The sequence below is a fragment of the Parasphingomonas zepuensis genome, from assembly GCF_036663735.1.
In the GTDB taxonomy this organism is placed as follows: Bacteria; Pseudomonadota; Alphaproteobacteria; order Sphingomonadales; family Sphingomonadaceae; genus Sphingomonas.
In genome coordinates, this window is the sequence record NZ_JAXOJO010000001.1 from 848,770 (window position 1) to 872,552 (window position 23,783).

Here is a 23,783-nt window from a genome sequence, read left to right on the forward strand (position 1 = left end):
CGATGGCCGAAGCACGCGCAGCGATCGATCCCGAGCCCGGTCCCAATGAATTGCGCGATCCCTTCGTCCGCAAGGAGCTGAAGCGCGCGGTCGTGTGGCTCGGCCTTGCCGCGGCGATGGCGCTGGTGGTGCTGCTGATCCAGCCGCTGCTGATCATCTTCGCCGGGCTCGTCTTCGCCGCGATGCTCGATGGCGGCGTGCGGCTGCTCGGGAGGATTCTGCCGATCGGGCGCGGCTGGCGCCTGCTGATCGTCATGCTCTGCACCATCGCCTTCATTCTCGGCGTCTTCTACATGACCGGCGTTCAGGTCACGGCCCAGGCCGAGCAGCTGCGCGTGACGCTCGAGGTGCAAGCGAATCGCCTCGTGGCCTGGGCTTCCGACATGGGAATCATGCCCGGCCATGCTGAGGTCAACGGGATGGTGCAGCAGGCGATGGGATCGTTCGGCAAGCTCACCTCCTGGGTCGGCACGGCGCTGGGCGCGCTCACCAGCCTGTTCATGGTGCTGGTGATCGGGTTGTTCGTGGCGATGGACCCGCGGCTCTACGATCGCGGCCTGCAATGGATGGTGCCGTCGGACGTGCGCCCCGAATTCGCCATCACGGTCGATCGCATGGCGGCGACGCTCCGGCGCCTGCTCGCCGGGCGCCTCGCCGGGATGCTGTTCGAAGGCGTGCTGACCTGGCTGTGCCTGTGGGCGGCCGGCGTGCCGATGGCGCTGCTGCTCGGCATCATCACCGGCGTGCTTGCCTTCGTGCCCAATATCGGCGCCCTGACGAGCGGCGTCCTGATGACGGCGGTCGGCTTCAGCGCCGGCGTCGATACCGGCCTGTGGGCGATCGCGATCTATTTCATCGTGCAGACCTTCGACGGCTATGTCGTGATCCCGATGGTCGCGAAAAGCACGGTCGATCTGCCGCCCGCGCTGACCCTGTCGTCCCAGATCCTCGCCAGCACCCTGTTCGGCGTGCTTGGCCTGGCGCTCGCCGATCCGATCGTGGCGATGATCAAGACCGCGCTCGAGCGCAATTCGGAGCGGGCGATCGAGGACAGCGCAGCATGATCCGGCTGTACGATTACTGGCGATCCTCGGCCGCCTATCGCGTCCGGATCGCGCTCAACCTCAAGCATGTGCCCTATGAAAGCCAGGACGTCGGGCTGCTCGAGGGGATTCAGCGCTCCCCCGAAAACCTCGCCCGCAACCCGCAGGGGTTCGTGCCGACGCTCGAGGTGGACGGCCAGCCGATCACCCAGAGCCTGGCGATCATCGATTATCTCGACGCGCTCTATCCCGATCCGCCGATGGTGCCGCGCGATCCGCTCGCCCGCGCCCGCGTGCTCGCCCAGGCGCTGGTGATTACGGCGGACGTGCACCCGGTGAACAATCTGCGTATCCTGAAGCGGCTCGAAAGCCAGTTCGGCGCCGATCAGGCAGCGAAGGACGAGTGGTACCGCCACTGGATCGTCGAGGGCTTCACCGCGCTCGAGGCGCTCGCCGGGCCGGGCCCATTCCTCGGCGGCGACGCGCCCAATCTCGCCGATCTTTGCCTGGTGCCGCAAATGTTCAATGCCCGGCGCTTCGCCGTCCCGCTCGACGCTTTTCCGAAACTGGTGGCGGCCGACGCAGCGGCGGCCGCAATCCCGGAGATCGCCGCCGCCCATCCCGACCGGGTGCGCCCGGCGCGCTAAGGCCGGCGGTGCGCCGCGACGACGGCGTCGAACAGGTCGAGATAGCGGCTCGCCGAATCGGCACCCGGCTCGGGCACTGCTGCGGGGCGAGCCCGACCGGGCGCGAGCCACTGATCGAGCGCGCTGACCAGCGCCCGCGAATCGTCGAGCGGCACCACGCTGCCTAGCGCCGGTGTCGAGACGATCTCGCTGACCGCAACGCTCGAATCGGTCGCCACCACCGGCGTGCCTTCGGCCAGCGCCTCGCGCAGCACGCCGGGTACCCCTTCGAAATCGGACGTGAGCACCACCACCGCCGCGCGGGCCAGCGCCGGGCCTGGATCGGCATGGTAGCCGGGCAGGTGGACTCGGCCCTGCAGGCCCAGCGCGGCGATCTGCCCCTCGAGTGCTGCGCGCTCGGCGCCCTCACCCAGGATCACGAGCTGCGTGTCGGGATGGGCCAGCCGGGGCAGCGCAGCGATCAGCCGGTCCCAGCGCTTCTGCGGCGCAAGCCGGCCGACGCCGAGCAGGAACCGCCCGTGTGGCAACCACGCCGGCGCGATGCCCGGCACCCTGACGGCCCGCGGGTTGGGAATGACGCTGACTCGCTCCGGCGCGATGCGCAGCGCGGCGATCGTCTCCTCACGCATCGCTGGCGTCATGGCGACGAGATGCTGAAGGAAATGCGGATGCCGGCTCAGCCAGGCGCGATAGCCGATGGCAACGGCGCGCCCCTGATCGGTCCGGGCGAGCCGGTTCGACACCTTCGCGACGATCGGCGGGCAATGGCGGCCGAGCCTGAGCCGGAGATAGGCAGCGACTCCGGTATAATGATTGCCGGGGCAGAAAATCACGTCCGGCCCGACCCTGCGCGCGATTCCGGCGACCGCGCGCATCGCCCGATAGGAAGAGTCGCCAAGGATGCGCAGGTCGGCGTTCGCGGGCACTTCGCCAGCCAGCGGGCCGCGCGCATCGCCGATCACCAGCGTGACGCGGCGCCCGTTTTCGCTCCAGCCGCGCGCGAGGCGCAACAGCGCCCGCTCGACACCGCCGCCGTCAAGTGTCTGGGCATAGGCCAGAATATGGGCAGCTGGCAGGGGAGTCGGCATCTGATTGAGCCCTATAGCCGATTGCAGCAAAATTTTCGCGACGCAGCACAAAACCGACATGTTCCCGGGCTATGGCGAAAATTGCGGCTTCAGGGCAATCGGACTAAAGGCGCAGCCCGGCGCAGACCGGTACGAGAATAACGGGTCGTAAACGTGTACGGATCGGGATCGAAAATTCCTATCATCGACAATGCCGCCCCCCTGGTGACCGTGCCTGACCTGGCCGGACTCGAACCGGTGAAGACGTTGAAGCGCCGCTGGCCGATGGTGCTCGGCGCGATCGTCACCATCGCCATGGTCGCCGGCCTGGCGCGCGAACTGCTCGGATCGGGCCTGGCGGGGCTGAGCCGTGCCGTGCCGCACAACCCACTTTTCTACCTGGCCTTCGCTTTGCTGTATCTCGCACCGCCCGTCGGGGATTTCGTCATCTTTCGCCGGTTGTGGGGCATTCCGTTGTCCGGGCTCGTCGCGCTGCTGAAGAAGCGCATCGCGAACGACGTGGTGCTCGGCTATTCGGGCGAGGCCTATTTCTACGCCTGGGCGCGGCAACGGTCGCACATGGTGGCGGCGCCGTTCGGTGCCGTGAAGGATGTCACCATTCTTTCGGCGATCGCCGGCAACACAGTGACGCTGGCGATGATCGCGATTGCGCTGCCGCTGGGTGCGGGACTGCTGACGCCCGCACAACTCTACACCGTGGAGACATCGGCGGCGATCATCTTCGCGATGTCGCTGCCGTTCCTGATCTTTTCGAGACGCGTCTTCGCGCTGCCCCGCCGGACCCTGTGGTGGGTCTTCATGGTCCACTGCATCCGGCTCGTCTCTGGCACGGTATTCCTCGCCTTTGCCTGGCATTTCGCGCTGCCGACGGTCTCGATCGGCATGTGGCTGATCTTGGGCGCTGCACGCCTGCTCGTTTCACGGCTCCCGCTGGTGCCGAACAAGGACCTGTTGTTCGCCAATTTCGCGATCATCCTGATCGGCCAGGATGCCGCTCTTTCGGAATTGATCGCAATGACCGCTGCCCTGGTGTTGCTGGTGCACATGATCCTGATCGGTTCCTTCAGTCTCCATGGCTTGCTGAAGGCGAGAAATGGCGTCGCCTAGAGTGCTGGCAGGCGTTGTGCTGGCCGGGGCGCTGATGGCGCCGCTCACGACGCAGGCTCAGGCCGGCGCGCTCGGCGGGGACGGCCCAGCGTGCAACGAGGGCGCCGGCCCCGCCATCCGCGTGAAGGTGTCGGGGCTGAAGGACCGAATCGGCGAGCTCAAGCTTGAGCTCTATCCGGCCACCGAAGCCGATTTCCTGAAAGACGACCGCGACCTCGCCAGGGAAGGGAAATTCTTCCGGCGGATCCGGGTGCCCACGCCACGATCGGGGCCGATCACCCTGTGCATCAAGGTGCCGGCGCCGGGCCGTTACGCGTTGCTGTTCACCCATAATCGCGACGGCCGGAACAAGTTCGATTTCTGGTCCGACGGTGCCGGCTTTCCGAGCAACGTGAAGCTGGGACGCACGCGGCCGCAGCTGGCCATGGCGGTAATCGATGTCGGCCCCGGCGTGACGACGACGGAAATCAGGGCACAATATCTGCGTGGGCTGGGGGGCTTCGGCCCGATCAAGAGCGAGGATTGATCGCCGATGCGAATCGTCGACGTCAACGAATTCTATTCGCCCACTGGCGGCGGCGTGCGCACCTATATCGATCGCAAGATGGGCATCATGGCCGAACTGGGCCATGAACTGATCGTCATCGCGCCCGGCCAGGAGGACAGGATCGAGGAACGCCCGGGCGGCGGCAGGATCATCTACGTCAAGGCATCGCGCCTCATCTTCGACCGGAATTACGGGCTGTTCTGGGATGCCGCGCCAGTCACCGATCTGCTCGATGCGCTTGATCCCGATCTGGTCGAGGCATCGTCGCCGTGGCGCCCGGCCTGGATCGTCGGGCAATGGCAGCCAAGGCGGGGGCAGCGGGATACTGCCAAGGTGTTCTTCATGCACAACGACAATGTCGCGGCCTATGCCATGCGCTGGTTCGAGGGCCTTGCCGCACCCGACCGGATCGAGCGCGCCTTCGCCTGGTACAGCCGCTACATGAGCCGCTTCCTCGACAATTACGATGCCGTGGTGACCAACGGCCCCGCACTGGAAAAGCGCCTCAAGGCGCGCGGCGTGCGGATCGACGCGGCGATGCCGCTGGGCATCGAGCGCGGCCATTTCTCACCCGGCCTGCGCGACGAGGCGCTGCGCGCCGCGTTGCTGGCGCAGTGCGATCTGCCGCCCGGCGGCCATCTTCTGCTCGGCCTGGGGCGCCATCATCCGGAGAAGCGTTGGCCGCTGGTGATCGACGCCGTCGAGCGCGCCGGCTCGTCGCTGCCGGTCGGCCTGATCCTGCTCGGCGCCGGCATCGACAGTCGGGCGATCGAACGACGGATCGCGGGCAGCCCGCATATCCGCATGTTCCGGCCAGTCTATCATCGCGAGCGCCTCGCCCGGATCGTGGCCAGCTGCGACGCGCTGATCCACGGATCGGAGGCCGAGCCCTTCGGCCTGGTCGCGTCCGAGGCGATGGCCGCGGGGCTCCCACTGATCGCCCCCGATACCGGCGGCTGCGCCGAGATCGCCGATCCGCTGTGTTCCGAACTCTATACCGCGCGCGATGCCCAGTCCGCTGCGCAGGCGATCCATCGTCTGTTTGCGCGCGATCCCGCGATCCTGCGCCGCGCCGCGAACGTTGCGGCGGGGAAGGTCCGCAGCGATCGCGAACACACGGTCGAGCTGATGGATTATTATGCCCGGCTGGTCGCGGCGCGGCGCGCACCCTATCCGAACAGTGCGGCCGCCTGACAGTCTTGCCCGGATGACGGCTTCGGCGCGCCACGCTAGCGCCGGGCGAAAATCTCGATGGCCTGGTTGCCCAGCGGTTTGACCGCCCGCAAGCGATAGGTCCGCCGCATTTCGTCCTGCACCAGCGCGCGCGCATCCGGGCGTTCGCCGCGATAGGCCGGGCGCACGACGACGATGGCCGGCTTCAGGGCGAGAATGCGCCTGATTTCTGTAAGCTGGTCGACGCCGGTCGCCCCCTCCTCGCGCATCCGGCCGAGATGGCTCGGGAAGATATGGCGGCTCAGCGCGCAACGGCCAGTGGCGGGATAGAGGCCGGTTTCGCCCGAATAGACATAAAGGCATCCCGCCCCGTGCCCGATCGTATCGGCGATCGCATAAAACTGCGCCGGTGTGCCGCGCTTGGCGCGCTTTGTCAGCAGCGTCGCCTGTCCACCCACAAGGGCGATCAGCAGCACCGGCAATGCCACGCGCCGACCGGTGCGATGATCGCCGAGGAAGCCCGCCGCGCAGGCTGTCAGCGGCACCATCAGCGGCAGCGCATAATGGTCGAACCAGGATCGGAACACGAGTACCCCCAGCGCAGCGGCGGCGGCCCAGGCAAACAGCCAGAGCCGCACCGCGCATGTCTCGGATGTCTTGATCCCGTCCGACCGTACCGCGAGCAGCGTCGCCGCGAGCAGCGGTGAGGTGATCAGCAGGATCTTCGCCAGATTGCCGAGCTGCTCGAGGAGCGGGTCGGGGTTCCGCGCGAGGATCGAGGTGAAATTGGCATAGAGCCACGCGTCGCCCGCCCCGATCGACACGAAGGCAAGCCATGCCAGGATCGTCGGCAACAGCGCGACCGCCGCCAGCCCGGCTGCATAGGGAAGGATCAGCCAGCGGCGCCCGGCGCGCCATTCGCTCCACATCAGCCACAGGCCGAAGAACATGCCCTCGAACACGACCGAATATTTGATCTGCAGCGCGCACCCGACCAGCGCCATCGCGGCAAACCCGGAGCGGCGGGAGACTTCCCGGCCGGCGCGTGGCACGATCAGGGTAGCTGCGCCCGCCATCAGCAGATTGTAGAAAATCGGCGCCTGCCCGCCCTGTCCGTCGACGAAATCGACCCACAGGACATAAGCGAGCGCGCCCGCCAGCGCGCCCCTCCCCCAGCCGGCACGGTCGGCGAGGCGTGCGATCAGCAGGGCCGTCCCGACCAGGCTCGCCAGCGCCAGCGCCTGATAGGCCCAGGTGCCGAGCGGCAGGCCAAGAGCCGCCGCCGGCACATAGATCAGGAACAGCCCGACCGGCTTCCTGTCCCACACATCGACATAAGGCAGCGCACCGTGAATCCAGGCGCGGGCCGCGACGAAATAGAATTCCTCGTCGACATGGACGATCGGGTTGCCGAAGGTGAGCGCCCGCGCCACGATCGCGACCAGCACGATGATCGTCAATCGTCGGGCGAAAGCCGACGGCTTGGTCAGCCGTTCGGCGGCCAGGGCATGGAAGGAAAGCATTGCGCCGCCCTTAGAAGGCACGACAACCACTGTCACGGACACGCCACGTAGCGGGTGCAGGGACGCGCGCACGAAGACTTGCGAGGAATAGCCATGAACCACCGGATCGATCGCCGCTCTCTGCTCCTCACCGGGTCGCTCGGCCTGGGGGCGTTCGCGATTCCCGGCTTTGCGCAGACCGTGGCGACTGCCCGGCCGAACGGCTTCACCCATTCGGTCGCGAGCGGCGAACCGTCGGTGGATTCGATTCTGTTGTGGACGCGCTACATCCCCGTCGATGGCGGCGCGGTCGAGCTGAAGGCCGAGCTGTCGGAAAGCGCGGATTTCGCGAAGATCGTCGCGGGCGGCGTGCAGGTCACCGGGCCATGGCGGGACCATACGGCGAAGATCACGGTCGGTGGCCTTGCGCCGGGCAGGACCTATCATTTCCGCTTCGTCGCGCCGGACGGCAGCTTTTCGCCGACCGGCCGCACGAAAACCCTGCCGGAGGGGCCGGTGGCGCGTTTCCGCGCCGCGATCTTCTCCTGCTCCAACCTGCCTTTCGGCTATTTCAACGCTTACGCCCATGCCGCCGCGCGCGACGACATCGATCTCGCCATCCATCTGGGCGACTATCTCTACGAATATGAGGTCGGCACCTATCCGTCGGCGCAGGAGACCGTGCCGGGTCGCCGGATCGAGCCGGCGAGCGAAATGATCCACCTCGCCGATTTCCGGCTGCGCTATGCCGGCTATCGCAGCGACCCCGATCTGCAGAAGCTGCACAGCCTGGTGCCGATGATCGTGCAATGGGACGATCACGAATCGGCCAATGACAGCTGGGAAGGCGGCGCGGAGAATCACCAAGCCGGCGAGGGCGACTGGAATGCCCGGCGGGCGGCGTCGATTCAGGTCTATCGCGAATGGATGCCGGTCTCGGACGAGCCGTGGAAAGCCTATGACATCGGCACGCTCGCCACATTGTTCCGCACCGAGACGCGGCTGCTCGGGCGCACGCTGCAACCCGATATCACGCCCCTGTTCAAGCAGGCCGATCCGCTCGCCGCGCTGAAACGGTTCCGAGACGGCGCCTGGGCCGATCCTGCCGCATCGATGATGGGCTCTCAGCAGGAAGACTGGCTGAACCACGCGATGCGCGCTTCGGTCAAAGCCGGGCAGCGCTGGCAGGTGGTCGGCTTCGGCACGATCATGGGCCAGACGGTGATGCCGGCCGCGGCCACCGGCTGGCTGGCCCCCGACGCGAGTGCGCGGACTCGCGGCTATATCTCCGCGGGGATCGCCGCGGCGCAGCTCGGCCTGCCGTTCAATTACGACAATTGGGGCGGCTATCCCGCTGCCCGCGCGCGCTTCCTGCGATCCGCGCAGACGCTCGGCGCGAACCTGGTCGTCATCTCCGGCGACAGCCACAATGCCTGGGCCTATGACCTTGCCCAGGACGGCCGCCCGGCCGGTGTCGAGTTCGCCGGCCACGGCGTCACGTCGCCCGGCTATGAGGCGGGGCTGAGCCTCGCCCCGAAGATCGTCGCGGCGGCGCTGGTCGGCGCCAACCCCGAGCTCAAATGGTGCGACACGAGCCGGCGCGGCTATATGGCGCTGACCCTGACGCCCGATCGGGTCGTCAACGACTGGATCATGGTCGACACGGTCAGGACGCCGTCGGCCAGGGCGAGCGTGGGCCACAGCGCGAGCATCGCCCGCGGCCGCAACGTCATGGCATAGGCGCCCGCCCCGCCGCTTGACTCGCCCGGCGGAATGCCGTGCTGGCATGGCGGAAAAGGGGAGCAGGCTGCTGATCGGGAAGGGCAGGCAAGACGCGGCGCCGCATCACGCCGCCTATCGGCGCGAGATCGACGGGCTGCGCGCGATCGCCGTGCTGGCGGTGGTGCTGTTCCACGCGCGCATCCGCGGTTTCCCCGGCGGATTCGTCGGCGTCGACGTCTTCCTGGTCATCTCCGGCTATCTCATCACGCAACTGATCCTGCGCGAGAGCGCCGAGGGCCGCTTCACGCTGATCGGCTTCTACGAGCGCCGCGTCCGGCGGATTCTGCCGGCCCTGCTGGCGATGCTCGCTGCTTCCGGGATTGCCGCCTGGATCCTGCTGCCCGCCGATTTCCGCGACTTCGGCGAGAGCCTCGCCGCGATCGCGCTGTTCGGCTCCAACCTGCTGTTCTGGGGCCAGGAAGGCTATTTCCGCCTCACCACCGAAGCGACGCCTTTGCTCCACACCTGGTCGCTGGCGGTCGAAGAGCAGTTCTACATCCTGTTCCCCGCTCTGCTCCTGCTGGTGCGGCGCTGGCCGGGGCGGCTGCGCCTGACGCTCTTCGCGACGGCCCTCGCCTCCTTCGCCTACAGCCTCTGGGCAGTGCAGGCCGATCCCGGCGCGGCCTTCTACTCCCCCCTCTCGCGTGCCTGGGAATTCCTGGCCGGCGCGCTGCTGGCGACCGAATGGCTGCCGCCGCCACGCCGCCGCGCCCTGGGCGACACGATCGCGCTCCTAGGCCTCGCCGCGATCGGCCACGCGATCTGGACCCTTTCCGAGCGCGCGATCTTCCCGGGCCTCAACGCGGTCGAACCCGTGCTGGGCGCCGCCGCGATCCTGTACGGCACGCAGGCGCCGGGATCGCGTATCGCCGGCCTGCTGAGCGCGCGGCCGCTGGTTGGGATCGGCCTGATCTCCTATTCGCTCTACCTCTGGCACTGGCCTCTGATCGTGTTCGGCAATTATTATCTGCTCGGCCCCTATCGCTATGTCCGGCTGGCAATGGTGCTGCTGGCCTTTCCGCTCGCCTGGCTCTCCTGGCGCTACATCGAGCGACCGTTCCGCGCGCCGCGCCTGTTGCTGTCGCGGCGACGCCTGTTCCTCTGCGCCGCCGCCGCGAGTGGCACGCTCGCACTCTACGGTCTCGCCATCGCGCTGGCCAACGGCGTGCCGGGCCGCTTCGACCCGGTCGTGCAGCGCCTCGGCGAACCGGGCGTGCAGCCCGATTACGCCTGTGCCGGCCAGCCGATCGCGACCGTGCGCACCCGCACGGACTGCCGGATCGGCGCTGCGGCACTGCGGCCGAGCTTCGTCCTTTGGGGCGATTCGCATGCGGCGGTCTATCTGCCGGCGCTAGACGCGTTGGCCCGGCGCCACGGCATCGCGGGCTATGATCTCACCTCGCTCGGTTGCCCGCCCTTCCTGCCGATCCGGGCGCGCGAGGAGAAGCCCAATCAATGGATGTTCCGCGCCGCCCGCAAGCGCGAATGCGCCAAGCGCAACGCGCAGGTCCTGCGCTTCCTCGCCGAGACGCGGCCGCGCGTGATCCTGCTCGCGGCGCATTGGAGCGTCTATGGCGGCGGGCTGCACCCGGACGCCGAAACGCCGGGCGGCGACCGTCGCGCCTTCGAAGCGGGCGTGGCGGCGCTCCGCGCGCTCGGCAGCCAGGTCCATGTCGTCCTCGACGTGCCCGACGCCCCCTTTGCCGAGCCGCGCCGGCTGGCCAAGGCGCAGCTGCTCGGCGTGATGCGCCGGATCGAGCCGCGCCGGGCCGAGTATCTCCGCCGCGACCATGATTTCCGCGCCATCGCCGCCGAGCTGGAGCAACGCGGCCTGATCGGCGTGATCGACCCCGCGCAAAAGCTCTGCGGCCCGCTGACCTGCCGCATCACCGACCAGGGCTATCCGCTCTATTTCGACGGCAACCATCTCAGTGGACACGGCGCCGCGCTGGTCGCGCCGCTGTTCGATCCGGCGCTGCGCCCGCCTATTCCCGCATCGCCTCGAACGTCACGCGATTGATCGGCTCGAGCAGATAGCCGAACAAGGTCCGCTCGCCGGTCCGCACCAGCACGGAAGCCGGCAGGCCCGGCTGGACCAGCGACGCTGGCACGCCCGCCCCCGGGCTGATCTCGACGATCATCGTGAAATAGCGCTCACCGCTCCGCTGGTCGGTCAGCGCGTCGGCCGAGATCGTGCGCACCACGCCCTCCACCACCGGCGCCGTGCGCGATCCGCCCGCCTCGAACCGCACGAACGATCGCTGCCCCGGCCGCACGTCATCGGCATGCGCCGGCGTCAGCTGCGCCTCGATCACCATCCGCGGCGAGGACGGCACGATGTCGAGCAGCGGCTCGCCCGGCCGCACCACGCCGCCCACGGTCGTCACCACCAGCCCCACCACCGTGCCGTCGACCGGCGCGACGATCCGCTTGCGCGCCAGGACTTCGCGGGCGTTGCCCAGCTTCTCGGTCACCTCGACCAGTTCGGACTGCACCGCCCGCAGCGCCTCGGCCGCCGTCACGCCGCCTTCGCGCCCGACCTGCCGGCGCGCGATATGCGCCTCGGCCATCTGCGCCCGCCCGCGCGCGGCCTGCGCATCCATCGCGCGCTGCTCGCCGCGCAGCTGCGCCGCCGCCCGCTGCAACGCCAGCAGCCGCGGCCGCGTCGCATAGCCCTTGTCGACCAGCGCGCTGGTATCCCGTATCTCCCGCTCGAGCAGCGCAAGCTGCTCGGCCCCGGCGGTCGACTGCGCGGAAGATCCCTGCACGTCCTGCCCGAACTGGACGAGCTTCTGGTCGATCTCGGTTTCCTGTCCGCCACGCCCGGCCTTGCGCGCCGCAAAGGCCGCGCGCTGAGTCGCGATCGCCGCCTGCACCGAAGGCTGGTCGGCCCGCGCGAGCAGGTCCGGCGGAAAGGCTATCGTTGAGCGCCCGGCCAGCTCGGCTTCGCGCACGGCCTGCTCCGCCAGCAGCGAATCGACGCGCGCCTGCAGCACCTGGACCTGCAACCCGGCATCGCCGTCGCTCAGCCGGATCAGCAACTGGCCGCGCTTCACGCGCGTGCCGTCGCGCACCGCGATTTCCTTGACGATCCCGCCGTCGAGATGCTGCACGGTCTTGCGCTTGCTCTCGACCGCGACCCGACCCTGCGCGACGACGCCGCTCATGATCGGCACCAGCGTGCCCCAGGCGATGATCACCACCATGATCACGCCCAGCCCGATCGCCAGCCGCCGGATCACCGGCGCGATCGACACCGTCAGCGTCTCTGCGAGCTGCTCGCGCTGCTCGGCGGTGCGCGGCACCGGGATCATCGCGCTCATGCCCGCGCCGCCGTGCCGACATTCGGCAACAGCTGGGGCAGCAATTCGCTGGCCGGGCCGAAGCGCGCCACCGTCCCGCCCTTGAGCACCAGGATCTTGTCCAGCCCATGCACCAGCGCCGGGCGATGCGCGATCACCGCGATCGTCGCGCCGCGCCGCCGGACCTCGACGATCGCCGCTTTCAGCGCGGCTTCGCCTTCCCCGTCCAGCCCGGTCTCCGGCTCGTCGAGCACGATCAGCATCGGATCGCCGTAGAGCGCCCGGGCAAGGCCGATGCGCTGGCGCTGCCCCCCGGACAGGCCGAAACCCGCCGCCGCCACCGGCGTGTCATAGCCCTTGGGCAGGCCGAGGATCATGTCATGCGCATTGGCCGCCCGCGCCGCCGCGACGATCGCCTGGTCGTCCCGCTCAGTCAGCCGCCCGATATTGTCGGCCACCGTGCCGGGCAGCAGCGTCACCTGCTGCGGCAGATAGCCGATATGCTGCCCCAGATCCTCGGGATCATATTGGCTCATATCCGCGCCATCGATCCGCACCGATCCGCGCGTGGCGGGCCAGGCGCCGACCATCAGCCGCGCAAGCGTCGACTTGCCGGAGCCGGACGGCCCGATGATCCCGACCGATTCGCCGGCCGCGAGCGCGAAGGACACCCCCTTCAGGATCGGCACGGTGCCGGCCGGTGCCGCCGCGATCACATTGTCGAAAACCACGACGCCCCTGGGCGCGGGCAGGCGCAGCGTCACCGGCGGTGCGGACTGGTCGCCAAGCTCGGTCAGCCGCGCCCAGGCGCTGCGCACGGTGAAAACCTGCCGCCACGATCCAAGGATCTGGTCGACCGGGCCGAGCGCCTTGGAGAAGATGATCGAACAGGCGATGATCGATCCCATGCTCACCGAGCCCTGGACCGCGAGCCAGGTCGCCAGCCCGAGGATCAGCGTCTGGCTGGCCGAACGGATGCCGCGCACGACCGAAGCAACGCCGCTGGTGGAAACGGTCGCGGCGATCTGCGCGGTCAGCGCCAGCCGGTTGAGCTCGGCCGCGCGACCTTCCGCCCGCCCGGCATAGCCCATCGCCGTCGCGCTCTCGGCCGAAGCGAGATGCGCTTCGAGTGCGTCCCCCGCCTCGCGCTGGCGGGCGACCATCTCGTCCGCGGTGCGCGCCATCGCGCGCCGGCTGGCCCAGGCGGCGATCATCAGCGCGACCGCGCAGGCGACGCTGAGCAGCCCGATCGTGACATGGACGATGAACAGCACGATCACAAACAGCGGCACGAACAACAGGTCGATCAGCGCAGCGGGAATCGGCCCGGTGACGAATCCGCGCACCTGTTCCAGGTCCTCGAACGCCCGCGCCCGCCGGCCCGGCGCGCCGGCCAGAGCGGCCTTGCGCGACACGGCGAGCACATCGGCCTCCATCTCGGCATAGAGCGCGGCGCCGGTACGGGCGAAGACCAGCCCGCGCAGCATTTCGAACAGCGCGCTCAGCACGACGGCGACCAGCGTGATCCCGGTGATCGCGATCAGCGTGATGCCGCTGCGCGACGGGATCACCCGGTCATAAAGCTGAGTCAGATAGAGCGGCGACGCCAGCGTCAGCAGGTTGATCGCGAGACTCGCGCCCAGCGCAGTCGTCAACGGCCGGCGAATATAGGGCAAGTCCAGAAAGCGCTTCATATCCCCCCGGATCGTCAAAAGCGCGGATTACGGCAAAGTCCCCCGATGAACGATTCCCGCCGTTCCGCCGTCCCTGGCTACCACGTAACGATAGCAGCCAAAAGGCTCTCGCAACGATACCGCGTGGCCGCCCGGCGCGGCGTCAGGCGCCGCCGGAGACGTCGAGGATCGCGCCGGTGGTGAAGGCGGATTTGTCCGAGGCTAGGAACAGGATCGCGGCGGCGACTTCCTCGGGCGTTCCCGCCCGGCCCATCAGCGATTTGCGGATGCCTTCCTCCAGCCGTCCGGGGCGGTGCATGTCGGTGGCGATCGGCCCCGGCGCGACCGCGTTGACGCGGATGCCCTCGCGCGCGACCTCGCGGGCAAGGCCGATGGTCAGGCTGTCGATCGCCCCCTTGGAGGCGGCATACCAGACGAACTCGCCCGCCGCGCCGTAGGCTGAGGCGCGCGAGGAAACGAACACGATCGATCCGCCCGCGCCGCCGCGCTCGGTCGACATGCGGCGGACGCTCGCCCGCGCGCAGATCAGCGCGCCGCGCACATTCACGTCGAGCACTTCGGCGAAGGTCTCGGTGGCGGCATCGGCCAGCGTCGAATGCGTGCCGGTGATGCCGGCATTATAGACCATCGCGCCGATCGGCCCGAACGCGTCGACCTCGGCGAACATCCGGTCGATCTCGGCCTCCACGCCCATGTCGGCACGGATCGTCAGCGCGCGGCGGCCCGCCGCGCGGACGTCGTCCGCCACGGCCTCGGCCGCCGCTTCATTGGACGCATAGCTCAGCGCCACGTCATAACCCGCCGCCGCGGCTTCGCGCGCGACGGCCGCGCCGATCCCGCGGCTGCCGCCGGTGACGAGCAACACGCTCATTATTCGTCGTCCAGATTGGGGTTGGTCGGCGGCGTGCCCCCCAGGAAGATCGATTCGAACTTGCGCGAGGAGCACAGCCATTCCCCGCTCGGCTGGCGCTCCATATGATCGGTCACCAGCGCGATGTTGATCGGCGGATGAGTCGGCAGCACGGGCACGCCGTCGGCGGCATAGAGCAGCATGAACCAGGTCGAGACCGCCCTGGTGTCGCTCTCGAAGCTGGTGCGGTAATTGGTGAAGGCGTGGACCGAGGCGCGGGGACCCCGCGCGACGCGCCAGGAATAGAATTGCTGGATCTTGGCGCGGCCGTGATAGATCGCCTCGCCGCCGTCGAACACGGCGTCCTCGGTATAATAGCGGCCGGCATCCTTGCCCCAGTTGGTGTCGACTTCGTGCCAGTAATCGGCAAGCTGCGATTCCAGCTTCACCTTTTCGAGCAGGATTTCAATCTCGGTCAATGTGCGCTCCCTTGTTGGTCGAGTTCGGCGAGATCGCGGCCGGCGGTCTCGGGCAATAACAATGTTGCCACCACGGTGCAGACGACGCCGACGAAACCCATCAGCATCATGCCGGTGCTGAGCGCCATCACGGTCGACAGCAACGCCACGCCCTGGATGAAAATGCCGCTGCTCGCGCGCCCGAAATTATAGGCGAAGGCCTGGCCGTTGGCGCGGATATCGGTGGGGAACAATTCGGTGAAATAGGGCCCGAACGACGCATAGATGCCGAACTGGAAGAACCCGTAGATCAGCCCCGCCGGCATCAGCGTGAACACCGAATTGCCGAGCGGCGCGTAGAGATAAAAGGCCGAGGTCACCACGAAGCCGAGCCCGAACAACCGGAAGATCGTCGCGCGGCCGAAGCGGTCGCCGAGATAGGCGTTGACCAGGAAGCCGAAGAATCCGCCGACGCTGTTGACCAGCACGAACAGCCCGGCGACCGAAGCGGTCAGCCCGCGCTCGGCGGTGAGGAAAGTGGTGAGATAATTGCTCACCGCGAAACCCGAGCCCTGCGCACCCACCGCCAGCAACGCGGCGAGCAGGGTGATCTTCAGGTAGCGCGGGCGGAAGATCGTCCAGGGCGAAACCGTGCGGCGCTCCAGCACGGCGCGGGCGCGCGCAGCGATGAACAGGTCGGAATCATCGTCGTTGCGGCGCAGGAAGAACACCAGGATCGCCGGCAGCAAGCCGACCCAGAAGACCACGCGCCAGCCATATTCGGGCGGGAACATCATCACCACCGGCCCGGCGAGCAAGGCAGCCAGCCCCGATCCGATCGCCGCGCCCGAATGCACGACGCCAAGCGCCTTGCCGCGATGTTTCGGCGCGATCATCTCGCCCAGCAGCACCGCGCCGACGGCCCATTCGGCGCCGAAGCCGAGCCCCTGCAGCACGCGGATCGCAAGCAGCTGTTCGTAATTCTGCGCAAAGCCGGAAAGGAAGGAAAAGAAGGAGAACCACAGGATCGTGAACTGCAGCACGCGCACCCGCCCGAAACGGTCGGCGAGCCACCCGCCGATCCAGCCGCCGATCGCGGAGGCGAAATAATTGGCGCTGGCGATCGATCCGGCCTGCGCCAGCGACATGCCGAACACCGCGATCAGGACGGGGATCAGATATTGATAGACCAGCGCGTCCATCGCATCGAGCGCCCAGGCGCCCGAGCAGGTCCAGAACACGCGGCGCACGCGCTTGTCCGACTGGCTGTACCAGGCAGCGATGCCATCCGGCTCGGCCGGCACGCCGGGTACGTCAATCGGCGCAGTCGACATCAATAAGCCTCTTCATAGATACGGCAGGCATCGTCCCAGGTGACGGGGCGCACATTGCGTTCGAGCAGCCTGGTGACGGTCATCGCGCCATCGGTCATGCGCGGGATCGCGTCCCGGGTCACGCCGTGGAGCGACAGGCGCAGCGGAATGCCGCAATCCTCGCTCAGAGTGCGGACATGGTCGAGCCCGCGCCGCGCCACGGCTTCGCGGCTGCCCGATCCGTCGCAGCTCAGCGCCTCGGCGACCCTGGCATAGCGCTCGGTCGCGGACGGCAGGTTGAAAGCAAGCACATGCGGCAGCAGCAGCGCGTTGGAAATGCCGTGGGCGATGTGGAACTCGCCCCCCAGCGGATAGGCCAGCGCATGGACCGCGGCCGTGTTGACCGGGCCAAGGCACAGGCCGCCATAGAGGCTGCCACGCGCCATGTCGGTGCGGGCGGCGAGATCGTCCCCCGTACGGACCGCGCGGAGCAGGCTGCCGGAGATCAGGCGGATGCCCTCCAGCGCGAAGGTATCGACCATCGGATGGGCGAAACGGTTGGCATAGGCCTCGATGCAATGAGTCAGCGCATCAAGCCCAGTCGCGGCGGTCACCGCCGCCGGCACGGTCAGGGTCAACTCGGGATCGACATAGGCCGCGTCGGGCACCAGGAACGGGCTGACCACGCCCTTTTTGAGCAGCGCGTCCTCGTCCAGCAGGATCGCGATCGGCGAAACCTCGCTGCCGGTGCCGGCCGTGGTGGGGATGCAGGCGAGCCAGGCCGATCGGCCCTTGAGCAGGCCCACCCCCTGCACCTCCATGATGTCCTGCCGGCCGTCGATCAGCGCCGCGACCAGCTTGGCCAGGTCCATCGCGCTGCCGCCGCCCAGGCCGATCACCGCATCGGCGCCGGCCTGTCGGGCGACCGCGAGCACTTTCTCGAAATCGGCCCGGCCCGGCTCCTGCAGGCAATCGTCCCACACCACCGCCCGGGCACCGTACCGCCTTATGTCGGCGGCGATCCGCTCGGCATGGCCCCGCGTCGGCGGGGTCGTGACGATGCAGACCGAACTCAGCCCAAGCCCCACCAGGTCGGCGGCCACCCGCGCGGCGACCCCCGGCCCGAAGGCGAGCTTGCCGACCTGGTCAAGCGAGACGGAGGGTTCAGTAACGGACACGTACACCCATCCTGTACCGCGCGCCGAACGTGTCGAAATAGACCGGGTTGGTCGGATAGTTCGATCCGCCGAGCCCGCCGCCGCCCGGTGCGACCGGCGGCTTGGTGTCGAAGATGTTCTCTGCCGTGCCGAATATCTCGACATTGCGGTCCTTGGTGCTGCCAAGCGGAATCTCGTACGACATGGCGAGACCGAAATAGGTCACGGCCTTCACCCGGTTGGTCGAGATGCTGTTGATCAGCTGCGGCGAATAACCGGGATCCTCCGGGCCGATCCGCTCGACGTTCAGGATGCCTTCGCCGACGCGCCGGACGCTGCCGGTCACGTTGAAGCCGGCATTGTCGTAGCTGAGGAAGCCGTTCCAGATCCATTTGGGCGACGGATTGAAATCGCCCGCATCGAGCACCGGACCCGACTGGCCGGCATAGTCGCGGCTCGGCACGGTCTGGTTGGGCTGGATGATGAAGTTGTACTGATGGTTGCCGAGCACCCGGAAACCAAGCCGCCCGCCCCAATCGGCCGAGATGGTCGACAGCGGCAGCCGGTAATCGGCCTCGATATCCAGGCCGCGCACGGTGAGCTTGCCCAGATTGACCTGCCGCGCATCGACGAAGGTGATGTCGGCCGGCGATGCGGTGGTGATCCGGTCGCAGAACAGGCTGAACTGGTCGCAGAAATCGACGATGCGCTGGCCGGTTAGGGTCGTCACCGCGTCCCTGATCTTGATCTGATACCAGTCGAGCGAGAGGCGCAGGCCGGGCACGAAAGTCGGCGAGAACACCGCGCCGAGCGTGGTGGTATCGGCCTTTTCAGGCGTCAGCGCGAAGCTGCCGCCCGACAGGATCGGGGTCCAGTCGTCGCCACCCGCCGGCGCGCCGGGGATCTTCGGATTGTCCACGATGCCCTGTGAAGAGCCGGCCTCGGTCGGCACGTTCTTGAGGAACAGCTCGCGGAAACCGGCGGCGCGGATATCGCGCGAGCGCGACGCCCGGGCGCGGAAGCCGCCGACGATGTCGTAGATGCCGCTGACTTTCCAGCTGGTCGCCTTCGACGTCTTCTCCTCGCCGCTGAGCGTGTCCTTCGCGTGGTTGCTGGTGTAGCGGAGCGCGCCGTTCAGCTCGAGCGATTCGCCCAGCGCGAAATCCTTGAACACCGGCACGTTCAGCTCGCTGAAGCCCTCGATCACCCGGATCTTGCCCGCATAATCCAGGCCGAAGGTGAAGGCATAGTCGGTGTAGTTCGGGATATCGCCGTGATAGACGTCGCCGCTCTCGCTGCGATAGTCGATGCCGGCGGCCACGCCGACCGGGCCAGCGCCCCAGCCCTGATGGAGATTGCCCTGGATCGATCCGGACAGCACGTGCTGCTTGTACCGGAAATCCTCCATCACCGGGCGATAGGCATAGGCCACCGCCGCCGGATCGAGATTGCCGATGCCGAACAGGTTCAGCGGCTTGCAGCCCTGGGCGAGCGGGTTGGGATTCGCGCTCAGCAATTCGCGGCAGACGATCTGGTTGTTCGCCGGATTGACCACGGCGTCCAGCGCATATTGGAACGGCGTGTTCACGCGCGAGCTGGTGCGCCGCTGCTTCCGGTCGTTGCTGCCATATTGATAATAGGCATCCCATTTCCAGCTGCCGCCGAGATCGCCGCTGAGCCCGACCAGCCCGCGGAACACGTTGGATTCGACCTGGTTGAAAGATTCGACCTGCCCGTCCAGATCCTTACCGAGGCTGAACTGGGTCCCGGCGAGCAGGGTCTTCAGCGAAGCCGGGATATAGGGATTGTCGGGCTTGATGAAGAAGGTCGAGCGCGGGCCGGCCGTGACGCCCGTGTTGCTCGCGCGGCGATTGGCATAGGTCAGCTCGGTCGACACCTTGATCGCATCGCTCAGCTCGAAATCGCCGTAGAGATAGCCGACCAGACGACGGACCGGAGTCTGGAGGTCGGAATCGGCATAGGTCGATTCACCGTCACCGCCCTGGCGCGCACCGGTCTGCGACGAACTGACATAATTGCCCGGGTCGAACTGGACGATGCCGGTGCCGGCATCGTTGAAGCGATAATTGCGCGCTGCCACTGCCGCCGGGGCACGATCGCGCACCACGCCGCGCGAATCGTTGAACGCCTGGCGCGATCCCGGGCCGACGATGAAGTTGGGCTTGCCATAACCGGGCGAGCCGGGAATGTTGTAGCCGGAGCTGGCGCCACCCGGCAGGATGTTGCTGGCATTGGTGTAGATGTCATAGCTCTCGGCGCACCAAAGGCGCACATCTGCGCAATCGCCGATCCCTTCGTTCTTCTGATACTCGCCGCCGAACACGACATGGCCGCGATCGCCCGCGAAGCCCGTGCCCCAGGTGAGCGACGCGTGATAGCTCTTGCCGTCGCCGCGCGCGGTCTGGCCGTAATCGGCCTGGACCTTGAGGCCCTTGAACTTCGTGTCGAGGATGATGTTGACCACGCCCGCGATCGCGTCGGAGCCATAAGCGGCGGAGGCGCCGCCCGTGACGGTCTCGACTCGCTGGATCATCGCCGAAGGGATGACGTTCAGATCGACCGCGCCGCCGTCCGAGGTCGGAACGAAACGGCGCGTATTGACCAGGGTCAGGGTGCGCGTGCCGAAGAACGGGTTGAGGCCGCGAAGGTTGGCGAAGGACGAACCCACGTTACCGCCTGCGGTGATGCCCGCCGACGCGTCCGACTGGAAATTCGAGTTTTGCGGGATCAGCTTCAGCGTATCGGCGACGTTGACCTGTCCGAGATTGGCGATGAGCTCGGCGTCCATCACGGTCACGGGCGTCGGCGCATTGAAGCCGTTGCGCACGATGCGCGATCCGGTGACGACGATGTCTTCCTCGTTCTGCGGCGCGGCGGTCTCGTCCTGCGGCGCGGCGGGCAGGCTATCCTGCGCCCATGCCGGCGTGACGATGCACAGGGCGAGTGCGCACAAGGCACTGCCGCCGGCAAGCCTGTTGGCCATCGCGCGCTGCTGAAACTGGATCATGAGTTCGAATCCTCCCCTCGTCTTTTTCTCGAGCCCGCGGGCGACACCCGCAGATCGGCATCCTGATGGCGCATGCAGCACGCGGCAGCTTGCTCTCAGGGGAAGGAAGCCATGCTATCACCGGCAACGCGCCCGGTAGCCGGCAGGCGCGTTAGAGCGTTTTGGAGCTGGCTGGAACAGCCGGCGGCTCACAGGAACGCGACAGCCAAAAATGCCTGAACACTTCGATCTTCGTCGAACGCGCTCTAGTGACGGCCCGCCTTGAGGCGCCGGAATTCCGTGGCGGTCATGTCGTAGCGCTGGCGGAAGGCGCGCGCGAAATAGGCGGAGCTGTTGAAGCCCCATTTGAACGCGATCTCGGTGATGGTGAGATGCTTCCAGCCCTCGCTCGCGATCTGGCTCGCGCATTCTTCCAGACGCCGGCGCAGGATATAGGCAGAGACGTTTTCCTGGTCGTCGGCGAAGAGCATGCGCAGATAGCGCGGCGAGATGCGCAGCCCCTGCGCGATCTCGACCGAGTTGAGTTCGGGATCCTGCAGCCGGCTTTCGATATATTGGCGCGCGCGCGCCTTGCGCAGCCCGACGATCGTCGAGTTGGTCATGCGGTGCCCGAGGCCGATCGAATAGGCAGTGCTCACCATGTCGAGCAGATGACCGGCGACCTTTTCCCGGTGGTTTTCGTCGAGCCCGCGCTCAAGCTGCCGCCAGATGCTTTGCGCCATGCCCGCCACGGTCGGCGTCAGGCCGGCCTGCGCCGGCAGTTTGAGCCCGCAGAGCTGCTCCGGACAGGGCAGATAATTGCCCAGCAGCGCCGGCGTCGTGCGCAGCAGCATGAAGCGCGAATCCGCGTCGAAATGAATGCGGTGGGGCGCCGCATTGTCGCACAGGGTGAAATCGCCCGGGCCAAGCCGCTCCTCATGGCCGTAATGCGAGAAGGTCGCCGCGCCGCGCACGAGCAGGATGAAGGAGAAGAGCCGGGATTTGGAGAGATTGATGTGGCTCGGCGTGCGCTCGATATCGGTGCAGCTGGTGCGGATGTCCGCCATGCCGAGCGAGCCGAGCGTTCCCATCTTCAGTTCGGCATCGAAATCGTCGCGCACCGGCACGAACGTCGCGTGCGCGAACTGGTCCGCATAGATGTCGTTCCAATGCGCCGTACGCCTCGGCCCGGGGTAATCGGCGCTCCGAAAATGCTGCATATGCTCTCTCTGTCCTGTTCGCCGCGTTCTGCGCGCGGCTTGGTCTCCCTTTGGTCAGGATAACGCGGGCTCCCGCATTCTCCCAATCATTTCCCCCCAAGCGGTCTCAGGGCCCTCACGCGAAGTAGAGCTTGAGCGCCGTACGCGAGATTTCGGCCCGCACGCGCGGATCCGGCACCCAGGCGTTCAGACGGTCCAGTGCATATTGATAGGTAATCCGGCCTTCATATCCCACAAAGGGACAGTCGCTGCCCCACAGCAGCCGCTGCGGGCCGACACGCCGCAGCAATTCGGCGGCGACTTCGGACGCGATCGCCTCGGCCTCGGCATCGCCCGCCGCGCCGCTCTCCCATGCGCTTGGCCCGAGCAGGCGGAAACCCGCCGACATCTTTACCCAGGTCCGCCCGAGATCTATCGATTCGAGCATCGCGCCGAACCCGTCGCAGTTGAGCGGATCGGCCGGATCCGGATGGCCGAAATGATCGATCACGATATCGACGCCGGTTTCGTTCAGCGCGTCGAGTACGGGGCGCAGCATCGGCCCCTCGATCGCGACATGCACATGCCAGCCGAGATCGCGCACGCGGCGAAACAGCAGCCGGTGATCGTCATCGCGCAGGTCCGGAAGCTGGGCCTGGCGCGCAAGCTGCAGGCGGATGCCGACCACGCCGTCGTCGCGCATCCGTTCCAGGATGTACCGCTCGGTGCCGGGTGCGACGATCGCGGTGCCGCGCAGCCGCGAATGGCGGCGCAGCTCGGAGATCATATAGTCGTTGTAATAGCCCGTGATGCTCAGCCCGGACATCACCCCGAAATGAACCCCGTGACGATCGAGCGTGTCGATGAAGTCCTGCGCCGTGAAGCCGTAATCGGTCTGCGTCCACGCATTCCGGCTCACCGGCATGTCGTGGAGGAAGATGTGCGCGTGGCAGTCGACGATCGGCGCGTCCGTGATGGAAATGGCTGGATCAGCCATTGTCGGCATGCTCGCCGGGCATCGGATAATCCGCTGCGTTCAGCACCCAGCCCGGCACCTTAGAGAAATCGAGCCGCGGCGGCGAGAAGATGTCGATCAGCAGGTTGATGCCCGGATCCATCGCGGCCGAGGTGTGGACGACGCGCGGCGGGATCACGCAAATCGAGGGCGTGCCGCACAGTTCGTGCTCGTCGTCGCGCCAGTCGGCCAGGTTTGCTGTCCAGGGCCAGCGCAGATGATGCGTGTAGCTGCCGCCCACGGCCAGCGAACATTGCTCGAAATCGTCATGATGGTGAGGCGACAGCTTGGCTGGATCGCGCGGCCCGATCTGGGGCGGGAAGACGTTGACCATGAAGTTGGTCGAGCGCCAGATCTTGCCGAAGCGGCCCTCTTCGTCGGGCACATCGAGGCTGTAGCTGCGGATGCGGAAGCCGTCCGGCGGCGTCGGCAATGCCTCGAGCGGCGGGATGTGCGGATGCGGCTCGGCATAGGCCGCGGCATTGGAAGCGAGTGCCGCGAGATCCGCCGAGAGAGTCGAGAACAACCGGATCACCCGGCCGCCCGTCGTCACCTCGATCGCGCTGTCGCCCGGCGGCACCATCGTGATGCTGAAGCCGTCGATCGCCTGGCGCTGTCCGCCGGCATTGATCGACACGCGCGTATCGGCGTCCGGCAGCAGCAGGACATATTCGTCCTGCTGGCCGGTGCGCTCGAAGCGCGCGCCCGGCGCCGTTTCCGAATAGGCCACGAGGAAGTTCTGCCCGCGCGCATACCAGGTCCGGTGCAGCGGATTGATTTCCTGCGGCTCGCCTTCGAACCGGGCATAGCTGGAGGCGGAATAGGCGCCGGTTCCGGTCGGGCGCGGTGCGCCAGCCGTGGCGAGGCGGGAGCGGGGATCGTCAGATTCGTACACGGGA

The 23,783-nt window shown here is 67.4% G+C and carries 19 protein-coding genes; 7 read left to right on the forward strand and 12 right to left on the reverse strand.

The genetic code is table 11. The annotated features are described in order from the left end of the window. Positions 1–2: 2 nt before the first annotated feature. Entirely contained in the window at positions 3–1,064 is a 1,062-nt protein-coding gene (locus U1769_RS04095; protein ID WP_332712314.1) for an AI-2E family transporter, read from the forward strand. Then, positions 1,061–1,690 (forward strand): maleylacetoacetate isomerase, encoded by a 630-nt coding sequence (gene maiA, locus U1769_RS04100; RefSeq protein WP_332712316.1) that lies wholly within the window; start codon positions 1,061–1,063, stop codon positions 1,688–1,690. Before U1769_RS04095 ends, maiA begins: the two co-directional genes overlap by 4 nt. Here the strand turns inward: maiA and U1769_RS04105 are convergent. Further along, complete coding sequence (locus U1769_RS04105) at positions 1,687–2,778, reverse strand: glycosyltransferase (protein WP_332712319.1); 1,092 nt, start codon at positions 2,776–2,778, stop codon at positions 1,687–1,689. The two genes, maiA and U1769_RS04105, sit on opposite strands and share 4 nt — an antisense overlap. 201 nt (positions 2,779–2,979) lie before the next feature. Here U1769_RS04105 and U1769_RS04110 point away from each other — a divergent pair, with 201 nt between their 5' ends. From U1769_RS04110 to U1769_RS04120, 3 genes are read left to right on the forward strand one after another with little or no spacing between them, the layout of a single operon-like run. Further along, on the forward strand, positions 2,980–3,885 hold the full coding sequence (locus tag U1769_RS04110; protein WP_332713651.1) for a hypothetical protein: 906 nt from the start codon (positions 2,980–2,982) through the stop codon (positions 3,883–3,885). Then, a complete protein-coding gene (locus U1769_RS04115; protein ID WP_443030170.1) occupies positions 3,872–4,411 on the forward strand; it encodes a DUF2141 domain-containing protein in 540 nt (179 codons plus the stop codon). Before U1769_RS04110 ends, U1769_RS04115 begins: the two co-directional genes overlap by 14 nt. A 6-nt stretch (positions 4,412–4,417) precedes the next feature. Further along, the gene (locus tag U1769_RS04120) at positions 4,418–5,626 is read left to right on the forward strand and encodes a glycosyltransferase (protein ID WP_332712322.1); all 1,209 of its coding nucleotides are present in this window, start codon (positions 4,418–4,420) and stop codon (positions 5,624–5,626) included. Positions 5,627–5,661: 35 nt separating this feature from the next. Here the strand turns inward: U1769_RS04120 and U1769_RS04125 are convergent, their stop codons facing one another. Beyond that, positions 5,662–7,128: an ArnT family glycosyltransferase gene (locus tag U1769_RS04125; RefSeq protein WP_332712324.1), complete on the reverse strand. Its 1,467-nt coding sequence runs from the start codon at positions 7,126–7,128 to the stop codon at positions 5,662–5,664. A 93-nt stretch (positions 7,129–7,221) separates the two neighbouring features. On the opposite strand from U1769_RS04125, the gene U1769_RS04130 reads away from it, so the two are divergent. Both U1769_RS04130 and U1769_RS04135 read left to right on the forward strand, forming a co-directional pair. After that, positions 7,222–8,847, forward strand: coding sequence for an alkaline phosphatase D family protein (locus U1769_RS04130; RefSeq protein WP_332712327.1), 1,626 nt, complete (start codon positions 7,222–7,224; stop codon positions 8,845–8,847). Between the two features lie 46 nt (positions 8,848–8,893). Further along, positions 8,894–10,909: an acyltransferase family protein gene (locus U1769_RS04135; RefSeq protein WP_332712330.1), complete on the forward strand. Its 2,016-nt coding sequence runs from the start codon at positions 8,894–8,896 to the stop codon at positions 10,907–10,909. Here U1769_RS04135 and U1769_RS04140 read toward each other — a convergent pair. From U1769_RS04140 to U1769_RS04185, 10 genes are all read right to left on the reverse strand, one after another. Then, a complete protein-coding gene (locus U1769_RS04140) occupies positions 10,875–12,212 on the reverse strand; it encodes an HlyD family type I secretion periplasmic adaptor subunit (RefSeq protein WP_332712334.1) in 1,338 nt (445 codons plus the stop codon). The genes U1769_RS04135 and U1769_RS04140 overlap by 35 nt on opposite strands. Further along, positions 12,209–13,885 carry a type I secretion system permease/ATPase gene (locus U1769_RS04145; RefSeq protein ID WP_332712337.1) on the reverse strand — a complete coding sequence of 559 codons (1,677 nt, stop codon included), beginning with the start codon at positions 13,883–13,885 and terminating at the stop codon, positions 12,209–12,211. Before U1769_RS04145 ends, U1769_RS04140 begins: the two co-directional genes overlap by 4 nt. Before the next feature lie 142 nt (positions 13,886–14,027). Continuing rightward, positions 14,028–14,756: an SDR family oxidoreductase gene (locus U1769_RS04150; RefSeq protein WP_332712340.1), complete on the reverse strand. Its 729-nt coding sequence runs from the start codon at positions 14,754–14,756 to the stop codon at positions 14,028–14,030. Then, positions 14,756–15,214, reverse strand: a complete 459-nt coding sequence (locus tag U1769_RS04155) for a nuclear transport factor 2 family protein (protein WP_332712342.1) — start codon at positions 15,212–15,214, stop codon at positions 14,756–14,758. Before U1769_RS04155 ends, U1769_RS04150 begins: the two co-directional genes overlap by 1 nt. After that, positions 15,211–16,527: an MFS transporter gene (locus tag U1769_RS04160; protein ID WP_332712344.1), complete on the reverse strand. Its 1,317-nt coding sequence runs from the start codon at positions 16,525–16,527 to the stop codon at positions 15,211–15,213. The genes U1769_RS04155 and U1769_RS04160 overlap by 4 nt, the downstream gene beginning before the upstream one ends. Further along, complete coding sequence (locus U1769_RS04165; RefSeq protein WP_332712346.1) at positions 16,527–17,684, reverse strand: iron-containing alcohol dehydrogenase; 1,158 nt, start codon at positions 17,682–17,684, stop codon at positions 16,527–16,529. Before U1769_RS04165 ends, U1769_RS04160 begins: the two co-directional genes overlap by 1 nt. Continuing rightward, the gene (locus U1769_RS04170) at positions 17,671–20,691 is read right to left on the reverse strand and encodes a TonB-dependent receptor plug domain-containing protein (protein ID WP_332712349.1); all 3,021 of its coding nucleotides are present in this window, start codon (positions 20,689–20,691) and stop codon (positions 17,671–17,673) included. The genes U1769_RS04165 and U1769_RS04170 overlap by 14 nt, the downstream gene beginning before the upstream one ends. Positions 20,692–20,936: 245 nt before the next feature. Further along, positions 20,937–21,890: an AraC-like ligand-binding domain-containing protein gene (locus tag U1769_RS04175; RefSeq protein WP_332712351.1), complete on the reverse strand. Its 954-nt coding sequence runs from the start codon at positions 21,888–21,890 to the stop codon at positions 20,937–20,939. A gap of 115 nt (positions 21,891–22,005) precedes the next feature. Then, positions 22,006–22,866, reverse strand: a complete 861-nt coding sequence (locus tag U1769_RS04180) for an amidohydrolase family protein (RefSeq protein ID WP_332712354.1) — start codon at positions 22,864–22,866, stop codon at positions 22,006–22,008. Continuing rightward, positions 22,859–23,779, reverse strand: coding sequence for a cupin domain-containing protein (locus tag U1769_RS04185; RefSeq protein WP_332712356.1), 921 nt, complete (start codon positions 23,777–23,779; stop codon positions 22,859–22,861). The genes U1769_RS04180 and U1769_RS04185 overlap by 8 nt, the downstream gene beginning before the upstream one ends. Between the last annotated feature and the right edge of the window lie 4 nt (positions 23,780–23,783).